At 43.0% G+C, this 9,798-nt stretch carries 6 protein-coding genes and 1 pseudogene; 5 read left to right on the top strand and 2 right to left on the bottom strand.

Features of this window, described 5'->3' with window-relative positions; genetic code table 11:
- A pseudogene (locus IQR33_RS26250) lies at positions 1-516 on the top strand (aspartate kinase); the annotation flags it as partial.
- A 187-nt stretch (positions 517-703) separates the two neighbouring features.
- On the opposite strand, the gene IQR33_RS26245 reads toward IQR33_RS26250, so the two are convergent.
- A complete protein-coding gene (locus IQR33_RS26245) occupies positions 704-2,269 on the bottom strand; it encodes an arylsulfatase (protein ID WP_005377767.1) in 1,566 nt (521 codons plus the stop codon).
- A gap of 388 nt (positions 2,270-2,657) precedes the next feature.
- Here IQR33_RS26245 and IQR33_RS26240 point away from each other — a divergent pair, with 388 nt between their 5' ends.
- Positions 2,658-4,988 carry a tetratricopeptide repeat protein gene (locus IQR33_RS26240; RefSeq protein WP_193837405.1) on the top strand — a complete coding sequence of 777 codons (2,331 nt, stop codon included), beginning with the start codon at positions 2,658-2,660 and terminating at the stop codon, positions 4,986-4,988.
- Between the two features lie 47 nt (positions 4,989-5,035).
- Here the strand turns inward: IQR33_RS26240 and IQR33_RS26235 are convergent, their stop codons facing one another.
- A complete protein-coding gene (locus IQR33_RS26235) occupies positions 5,036-5,764 on the bottom strand; it encodes a formylglycine-generating enzyme family protein (RefSeq protein WP_416222587.1) in 729 nt (242 codons plus the stop codon).
- Between the two features lie 238 nt (positions 5,765-6,002).
- Between IQR33_RS26235 and IQR33_RS26230 the strand changes: the two genes are divergently transcribed.
- The 3 genes from IQR33_RS26230 to IQR33_RS26220 all read left to right on the top strand — a co-directional run bounded on the left by IQR33_RS26230 (position 6,003) and on the right by IQR33_RS26220 (position 9,643).
- A complete protein-coding gene (locus tag IQR33_RS26230) occupies positions 6,003-7,328 on the top strand; it encodes an anaerobic sulfatase maturase (protein ID WP_193837403.1) in 1,326 nt (441 codons plus the stop codon).
- A gap of 53 nt (positions 7,329-7,381) precedes the next feature.
- Positions 7,382-8,479, top strand: coding sequence for a hypothetical protein (locus tag IQR33_RS26225; protein ID WP_132936628.1), 1,098 nt, complete (start codon positions 7,382-7,384; stop codon positions 8,477-8,479).
- A 162-nt stretch (positions 8,480-8,641) separates the two neighbouring features.
- Entirely contained in the window at positions 8,642-9,643 is a 1,002-nt protein-coding gene (locus tag IQR33_RS26220; protein WP_193837402.1) for an HAD family hydrolase, read from the top strand.
- Positions 9,644-9,798: the final 155 nt, after the last annotated feature.

Raw genomic sequence — 9,798 nt, 5'->3', positions numbered from 1 at the left:
TTGATCTCTTCAAGCTACCGCCCAGAAGAAGACAAAGTCGAGATCATCGCAGGTAAAGAAAAAGTATTTGCACTGCATTTGTTTGACCAAGCAATGGTAGGAAAAGCCGATAACGTTAGTTACGAATTGATGGAAATCATCTCCGATGCTCGTGTAAGTTTGGTTGGTAAAGAGATGAACGCTAACTCTATTACTTACTATCTAGGTGGCAGTACTGATAGCTTAAACAAAGTATTGTATAAAGCCGAGAAACGTTATCCGAATGCCTCGATTAAAGGTCGTATGGTCGCGCTTATCTCAGCCATCGGTTCTCAAATTGATACCAACAAGACGTTGGCGAAAGGTGTGCTTGCATTGATGAATAATGGCGTTACGCCAGTTGCACTGCACTCATCATTGAGAAATGTAAATGTTCAATTTGTTGTCGGTGATAAGGAATACCAGCACGCGATTTGCGCATTGCATGATGAGTTTTTCCAAAGTAGCAGTTTAGCTAAATCGGTTAATGTGGCTTAGTTTATCCACGGTTAAAATACAAAGGAGAGCAGGTTAGCTCTCCTTTTTTGTTTTTCAGTTTGTACTCACAATGCCCACTTTGTATAGGCTAAACAGGCGATTTAAGTAAGTTCCTATGTGGCGATACACATAAGCCAGCAGAATGCTCTGCTAGCTTATGTTACTGATTAACTAACGTTAACTTAGTTTACTTAAACTTGCTGATTTCTTGTTCAACTTTGTCTAGTTGTTGCAGCTTCTCTTGCATTTTTAGAGAGTCGTAGTTTAGTGAAGCAGGGTTCATCGCTGTGCCACGTTGCATTGGGTATTCTGGAAGTGTTTTAAAGAACTCTCCCACAACGTCTTGTACAGGTACAAATAGCCACATGTTGTCAGCCATCCAACGCAAGTACATTTGTGATTCGCTTGGGCCTTTTTCGAATGGGTCAGCGCGTAGGTGGATGATTTTAGGCCAGTTCGGAGCAAAACGAACTGCGTTACTTAGGTTCCCTTCAAGCGTTGCAAAGTGAAGTTTCCAGTCATTCCAGCGGACAGCGTTTAATTCACCATTAGACGTAAAGTAAAGCAGCGACTCACGAGGGCCTTTTTCTTCCTTACCTTCAAAGTATGGCATGAAGTTGTAACCATCTAAATGCACACGCCATTCTTTGCCATTTGCTTTGTAGCCTTCTGCCAGTTTTTCTTTTACATCAGGTACGCCAGCAGCTGCCAATAATGTAGGCAACCAGTCTTGGTGTGCCATCATTTCATTGATCTTGGTTCCTGGCTTAATTACGCCTGGCCAACGAACCAGTTGAGGAACACGCATACCGCCTTCCCAAGTTGTACCTTTTTCACCATGGAATGGTGTTGCGCCACCATCTGGCCAAGTCATGGTTTCTGCGCCGTTGTCCGTTGAGTAGATAACGATAGTGTTGTCTGCAACACCTAGCTCATCCAGCTTGTCGAGTAAAACACCTACATGATCATCGTGTTCCAGCATACCATCGGCATAAATGCTTACGCCTGATTTACCTTGGTATTTTTCCTGCAAGCGAGTCCAAACGTGCATACGAGTGGCGTTATGCCAAATAAAGAAGGGTTTATCCGCCTTAACTGCTTTTTCCATAAATGCCAAAGAGCTCTCTAGGAACTCTTCATCTGCGTGCTCCATACGTTTTCGTGTCATCGGGCCAGTGTCTTCAATCTTACCGTCGGCATAAGACTTAATGACACCACGAGGGCCATAGTTTTTACGAAACTCTGGGTCTTTAGGGTAGTAATAAGTTTCAGGCTCTTCTTCTGCGTTTAGGTGATATAAGTTACCGAAGAATTCGTCAAAGCCGTGTTTTGTCGGTAAGTGCTTATCTTGGTCACCTAAGTGGTTTTTACCAAATTGACCCGTCATGTAACCTTGTTCTTTTAACAGGTCTGCAATGGTTGGCGCCCAATCAGGTATGCCGTGGTCAGATCCTGGCATACCAATTGTTAACAAACCCGTACGAAATGGCTCTTCACCCGTAATAAAGGCAGCGCGACCAGCAGTACAAGACTGTTGTCCGTAGTGATCTGTGAACAACGCACCTTCATTCGCGATACGGTCGATGTTTGGCGTTTTGTAACTCATCATACCTTGGTTGTATGCGCTGATATTCCAGTAGCCGATATCGTCACCAAAAATTGCCAGAATATTCGGTTTGTCGGCTGCCATAGCAGCACTGGACGCCGCTAACAGTCCTGCGCCTACAGCGATTTTGCTCAATTGATTTGCCATAAAAACTCCAGATTGTTGAGAGTAAAGATAAGCACAAGTGAGCCTTATGCTTAGTTGCTGCATAAGTTAATGATGTATATAGAAAAATCCTCTTATACTCGATATAACCATAAGTTATTGCTAGGTAGTAACCATTTGTTAATTAAGAAGAAATAGGGTTGTCCTGTTAGTTTGTAGAGATTCGTAAAGTAGATTTAGATCACTGAAGAGCCTTATTTTTATTGCGTAGTAGAAGAGGGGATGGAAATGAAAAACAATAGGATGCTCGCTTGTTTTACGGTCCTAAAGCAATACTAAAGTCGTTATGTATTGCTTGTAATTATTTGTATAACCAGTGATTTAGTGTCTATATTGATTTAGGTTGTACATTATAAATATAAGGATATCTATGAGTCAGTGGGCAGGCCGGTTTCGCATTTTATTGCTGGTCAACGTTGTTGTCAGTTTTATGGCTTTTTCTCAAGAGTTATTAATAGAGAAACCAAATATTCCTTCAGGCTTAAATCCGGAATATGCTGGCACACAAGCTTGTATAGGTTGCCACCAAAACGAGGTAGCGGCCTGGAAAGGGTCACATCACGATATGGCCATGAAGCATGCAAGTACAACCTCTGTGCGTGGTAATTTTGATAACCATGTTGTAACACACAAAGGAATGCCTAATCGTTTTTTTAAAAAAGGCGGCGAATATTGGGTCAACATTCAAGGCTCTGACGGGCAATGGCATGACTATAAGATCAGCTATACATTTGGCTGGGAACCATTACAGCAGTACATGGTCGAGTTTGAAGATGGCCGCGTGCAGCTTATTCCTTTTGCTTGGGACACAAGAGCTAAAGTTGAAGGGGGACAGCGTTGGTTTCATCTTTATCCAGAAACGACAACAACGGATGAATTCTATTGGACCAATACCGGGCAAAATTGGAACTTCATGTGTGCTGATTGCCATTCAACGAACCTAAAGAAGAATTACGACGCTGACAAAAACACTTACAACAGCTCATGGTCAGAGATTAATGTGGGATGCGAAGCATGCCATGGTCCCGCTAGTCAGCACATAGAACTGGCCAAGAAATACAAAAATGCTGGCACTTCTTTTGAGCATGACAGCCATTATGGCTTTGATCGAAATTTGTCTAAAGCAGTGTCGGATTGGGTGTTTGAGGAAGGCCATAGTACGTTACAGCCGAAATCAATTGAAGCAACCAATCAAGTGCAAACATGCGCTCAATGCCATAGTCGCCGAACCCAGTTAAATGAAACAGGTGATCATGTTAAAGGTTCCTTTTTTGATAAATATCGCTTAAGTCTTATAACACCTGAACTCTACTATCATGATGGACAGATTTACGACGAAGATTATGTTTATGGTTCGTTTCTTCAATCTGAAATGGCGGAGAAGGGGGTCACGTGCACTAATTGCCATGATCCACACACGGCAGAATTAACGATCCCAGAAGAGGCAGTATGTTCGCAATGCCATATTGCATATGAATATACACCTGAAAAGCATACCTTTCATAAGGCTGGATCTGAAGCATCGCAATGTACGACCTGTCACATGCCAGAAACGACTTACATGCAAGTCGATCCTCGTAGAGACCACAGTTGGCATATTCCACGACCGGATTTGAGCAAACATATTGGAACGCCCAATGTTTGCATGTCATGCCATGAAGATAAAAGCAATCAATGGGCCGATGAACAGATAGCAGAATGGTACCCGAATTCGAAGTATCGTAATCAGCAACATTTTGCTGTCGCATTTTATGCGGATTCAATTGGTCATCAAGGAGCAGCAAATGCGTTGGCATACTCTGCTCAGGATTCGTCTTTAAAAGACATTATTCGCGCCTCAGCCCTGGAGAGAATGGGGGGCAACACTGACCAAAATACAACAGTATCTTTGGCTAGGGCCGTTAAGAATGAGAATGAAATGGTTCGATTAGGGGCAATTTCAGGCTCGTCTGGTTATGAATTTCATGATCGGTGGCGGATTCTAGAGCCATTGCTTGGTGACCCGGTGCTTTCAGTGAGAGCGGAAGCTGCCTCGGTGCTGGTAGCGAACTACGCACAAATGACCCCTTTACAAAAAGATATCATTAAATCACCTTTAGAAGAGTACATGGAAATTCAAGAGTTTAATGCCGATCGTGGTTTCGGAAGAACCAATTTGGCGAATGTGTACCGCAGCTTAGGTGAAATCGACAAAGCGGCCGAGCTGTATAAACAAGCGATCAGCATCGAACCCTATTTCGAAAATAGCTACGTTAACCTAGCAGATTTGTATCGTCACCTAGGTAAAGAAGAAGCTGCGCTCACGGTGCTACAACAAGGGATGAAAGCTCAACCTAAATCCAGCACGTTACCATACAGCGCAGGTCTTTCTTTGTTGCGTCAAGGCAAAGCTGATGATGCGAAAAAGCTACTTAGACGCGCCGCAAAAGTTGGTGAAACTAATGCGCATTATTGGTACGTGTACGGTCTAGCTTTAGAAAAAAGCGATGTTCTAGAAGCCAGTAAAGCGTTGCATACAGCATTTGAAGTTGGTGGCAATCCACAACACTTGTTTGCTCAATGCGAGGTTCTAGCGAGAAATCATAAAAAAGGTGCTGTCGCTTTTGCTTTCGATAGGTGCATACAAGAGCTTAGTCACTATGCACCTAAACAAGCTATTGATCAGCTTAAAGCCTCTATTGTTGGGGTCAATAGGAGCTAATTACCAAAAGTGGAGCTTTTATCGCTCCACTTTTTTTCTTACTTAGTTTAATCAGCGTCTTTCGCTAATCTCAGCCCCATGTCGGACATGATGACTGACTGGCTAGCAAAATCGCGACGATAGTTTTCGGATTCGTCAGCATCATAGGCAAAGCTACCACCTCGTACAGACTTGTGTGCAAGGCTTTCTTTTTCATCTTTTGCGTTTACCGGATTATCACTTGGTGCCGATTTGTAATAGCCTTCATCAAAGGCATCAATAACAAACTCACCAACATTACCCGTCATATCGTATAAGCCAAGCTCATTCGGTTTTTTCTGACCTACCTTGTGTGCTTTATTGTTTGAGTTACTGGCATACCAGGCAACGTCGTTAATATCATCAGACCCCGCGTAAGTGAATCCTTGACTTAGATTCCCCCCTTTCGCAGCAAACTCCCATTCTGCTTCGGTGGGTAAACGATAGTGCTCTCCCGTTTTTTCATTCAATTTCTTTATAAAATAATTGGCTTGTTGCCAGCTAATGTTATTTACGGGCGTATTTGGGTTTCTAAAATAGCTCAGAGAAGATCCTGTAACCGATTCGAATAACTCTTGGGTTACCTCAAATTTTGCCAAATAGAAATCTTCCACGCGAACGGTGCGGGCCGGGCGCTCGGATTTATTTGCTGATGGATTATCCGAGCCCATCGTAAATTGTCCGCCTTCAATAAGAACCATATCTTGATCGATTTTTTGAGCAAGAGGGTTAGGTTGTGTTGTTGCACATCCAGTCATAATTAGCGAAATCGAAATAGCGGCACCAAGGTAAAGAGTATTACTTTTGGAATGCTTCATAGGGGAGCTCCATCAACATTTATGATCAAAGAATTTTATCAGGCAAGTCTATGAAAAACAGTTATACACACTATAACAAGCGCCACGAATAATTGAACATTATCATCACACTAGGCGATTAACTTAATGATTAGTCTTAACGCCGTTGGGCACAGGCTAGCAACTAAGAAGGTGATGAATGCACATAACTCAAGGTCCGCAGTTCAATGGAAAAGCATCCAAGCGATTACATGTCATGGCGAAACCTATCGGTGCAGTGTGCAATATCGATTGCACCTATTGTTATTACCTAAGCAAACAAGATTTACTTGAGTACAAGCCAGGCTGCTCACCAGTCATGGATGAGGAGACGCTAGAGACCTATATCCGTCAATATATAGCGGGACAGAATACACCTGAAATCATTTTCTCTTGGCAGGGTGGTGAGCCGACAATGCTAGGTTTGGATTATTTCAAGACAATTGTTGATCTACAGAATAAATACCGTCCCGATGGCATTACGATCTCCAATGATCTCCAGACTAATGGCACACTGCTTAACGATGAATGGTGTGAGTTTTTAAAGGCGAACAACTTTCTCGTCGGTTTAAGCATTGATGGCCCAGAAATGATGCACAACGCTTACCGAACAAACCGAGCTGGTAGAGGCACATTCCGGCAAGTTATGAATGCGGTTGAATTATTACATAAGCACGAAGTAAAGTTTGCTACGCTCACTTGTGTTAACAACTTGACCAGCCGTAACCCACTTGAAGTGTACCGATTCTTGCGAGATGAAGTACGCTCCCCTCAAATGCAGTTTATTCCAATAGTTGAGCAGAAAACATTCAGAACAACCGCCCCTCAAACTTGGGAGCCAAACGAGCAACTAAAGCAAGGAGATAAACGGTTGATCCCAGGTCATAAAGATGCCGTTATTGAGCCTTTTTGCGTTGCGGATGAAGCATGGGGAAATTTTCTGATCGCGATTTTCAATGAATGGGTTTTACACGATATCGGCAACGTGTTTGTGCAGTACTTTGAAGCCAGTATCGAAACCTGGATGGGCAGAAAAAACCCACTGTGTACGTTAGGTGAAATCTGCGGGAAGGGCTTAGCAATGGAGCCTAATGGTGATGTGTTTGCGTGTGATCATTACGTGTACCCAGAATATAAGGTTGGAAACATTCATCACGAAAAGCTCGATACGCTCGCTTATAGCTCTGAGCAGCAGAAATTTGGGTTTGCTAAAAGTCGTACGCTGCCCCAACAGTGCCTTCAATGTGATTATCAATTTGCATGTTTTGGAGAATGTCCCAAAAACCGTTTTATCCGTACTAGGCAAGGTGAGCCTGGTCTTAATTATCTCTGCGCGGGTTGGAAGAAGTTTTTTACCCATGTTGATCAGTCGATGGCGTACATCTTACGAGCGACAGGTAACCCAGTGGTTCACGGTAAATACAGTGACCAGATTCTACGCCAGCAAGCTACTCAAACACAGTCTGTGTTTGAAGCGAAGTTTTAAGGTAGTCACTACGCCTGCTACAGGCCCGGAAATGAAAGAATATAGGTTATTGAATGCAAAAAATTAAGCTGCTCTCTAAATCATTACTCGTGATCTCGATCGGCATTGCTGCGAGTCAAACAGCAGTGGCACAAGAAACAACATTGCTAGACCCAGACCAGGTATCGCCGACAACGGTTGTCACTCCACAAGAAGCTCAAATGACACCGGCGCAACGAGTCGAAAAGCTGTCTTATGATGCGCAAAATAAAAAGTTGTCTTCAGAAAAACGTATTGATGCTTTACGTGAGTTAGCCAACTATCCAAGCCAAAATGCATTGGTTGCAGTTGCGCGTGGGTTGCAGGATGAAGATGCAGGTATTCGCGAAGCTGCGATCGTGGGAGCACAGCCATATATGATTGAGCACCGTTGGCGTTTGATTTCACCATTATTGAGTGATGACGCCGCCATGGTGCGAATTACAGCAGCGATTAACCTCGTTCGAGATTACGCCAATTTGAGTTCGGAGCAACAGCAGTCACTTGAGGGGCCTGTTTCAGAGCTGACAGCACACTTGTCCAGTAAGAACGATAATGTTTCCAAGTTATTACTTGCAGACGTTTACCGTTGGCATCGTGATTGGGATAAAGCGGCGCTGATATACCCAGAGTTAACTAAGCTTGAGCCAAACAACCCTCAAGTTTGGTTAAGCTACGCAGACAACTTCCGAGCGCAACAGCTAGACCAAAAAGCTATCAACGTGCTTGACGAGGGTATCAAGCTAAATTCAGAAGATGCCTCGCTGCATTATTCTAAATCTCTCGCTTTGGTTAGATTAGACAAAAAGAAAGAAGCGGCGTTTGAAATAGACAAAGCTGCGACGATGGCAAAGACGAACAGTTACTTTTGGTATTTAAGTGGTGTTCTGCAAGAAGAGTTAGACTTGAAGAAGTCTGTCAACGCTTTTGAGCAAGCGTATTTGATATCCGGTGCTCCAGAACAATTGTATGCCGTGTGTGACATCTATGTTAGATACGGCAACCCTAAAACGGATGACTGTTTAACAGAGCTAACGAAGGTCGCTCCCGACTATGTTATTGAAGAGCTCAATCAGAAAAAGGGACGTAAAAGTGCCTCTACATCAGTTGAAGCCAATGAATTTAAACTCTAATCGTTAAATTCCATGTTTCTATTTTAATAAAATAGTGGACTAGATTGGTGACATTGTCACTTTCTGGTGGCCGTTGGATATGTCAGTTCAATATGCGCCTGTTTCAATTGAACTATACTTTTGATTGGATTCGCACCTAGCACCTCAATATAAGGAATTAAGATGGCTATAAAGTTAAAGACGATTGTCTTAGCAACAGGTTTTGCTCTGTCTAGTTACGCTGTTGCTGCTGATATGCAAGATCCACTTCCGTCATGGAACAACACTGACGCTAAGCAAGCTATTATGGCGTTTGTTACGAAAACAACGACCCAAGGTTCGGATTCCTATGTTCCTGAAAGCCAACGAATCGCGACGTTTGATAATGATGGAACACTTTGGGCAGAAAAGCCTGTTTATCTACAGTTGTTTTTTGCGATCGATAGAGTAAAAGAAATGGCCTCTGAGCATCCTGATTGGAAGACAACCGAACCCTTTGCTTCCGCATTAAAAGGTGACATGGAGGGGATTGGTAAACAAGGACTCGAAGGTGTAATGAAGCTTGTTATGGCAACCCATTCTGGAATGTCTACTGAACAGTTTCATCAAGAAGTTAAGGAATGGTTGAAAACGGCTGTCCATCCAACAACGGGTAGACCATACACTGAAATGGTCTATCAACCTATGCTCGAACTGCTCGACTATTTAAGAGCGAACGACTATCAGACCTACATCGTTTCTGGAGGCGGAATTGAATTTATGCGCGTTTGGGCGCCGGAAGTATACGGCATTCCAACGCAAAACATCGTGGGAACGACGTTAAAGGCGGAATATCAAAGTGTTGATGGAAAACCTACCATCCAACGTATGCCGGAAATAGACTTTGTCAATGACAAAGCAGTAAAGCCTGTGACGATCCAAAACTTCATTGGCAAACGTCCGGTAATGGCGTTTGGTAATTCTGATGGTGATTTACAGATGTTAGAGTGGACGAAAGCAGGTTCAGGTCCAAGATTTTCTGCGATTATCCATCACACGGATGACAAGCGCGAATGGGCGTATGATAAAGATTCTCATGTTGGTAAGTTAGATAAATCGTTTAAAGTAGGTGAAGAGCAAGGTTGGCTATTTGTCGATATGAAACAAGATTGGAATCAAGTGTTTAAAGAGGCCATGAAACAATAGCTCACTAATCATGATGAACCCTACGTAGAAATTTTTGTGATGGGGGATGATGATCATCAGTACGCTTACCATTTCTCTAACAATTTATGTTCAGTGTCTGTTCCAACCATTTTTGTTGACCTACGTTGGTTATTTGATTGATATGTGGCATCATG

It is taken from the genome of Vibrio sp. OPT46, assembly GCF_015163535.1.
GTDB classification, from domain to species: domain Bacteria; phylum Pseudomonadota; class Gammaproteobacteria; order Enterobacterales; family Vibrionaceae; genus Vibrio; species Vibrio alginolyticus.
This window is presented reverse-complemented; position numbering and strand designations above follow the sequence as displayed.

Coding starts and splice junctions, on each gene's coding strand:
- IQR33_RS26240 (WP_193837405.1), top strand. CDS start 2,658: ATGAGTCAGTGGGCAGGCCGGTTTCGCATTTTATTGCTGGTCAACGTT.
- IQR33_RS26225 (WP_132936628.1), top strand. CDS start 7,382: ATGCAAAAAATTAAGCTGCTCTCTAAATCATTACTCGTGATCTCGATC.
- IQR33_RS26245 (WP_005377767.1), bottom strand. CDS start 2,269: ATGGCAAATCAATTGAGCAAAATCGCTGTAGGCGCAGGACTGTTAGCG.
- IQR33_RS26220 (WP_193837402.1), top strand. CDS start 8,642: ATGGCTATAAAGTTAAAGACGATTGTCTTAGCAACAGGTTTTGCTCTG.
- IQR33_RS26230 (WP_193837403.1), top strand. CDS start 6,003: ATGCACATAACTCAAGGTCCGCAGTTCAATGGAAAAGCATCCAAGCGA.
- IQR33_RS26235 (WP_416222587.1), bottom strand. CDS start 5,764: ATGACTGGATGTGCAACAACACAACCTAACCCTCTTGCTCAAAAAATC.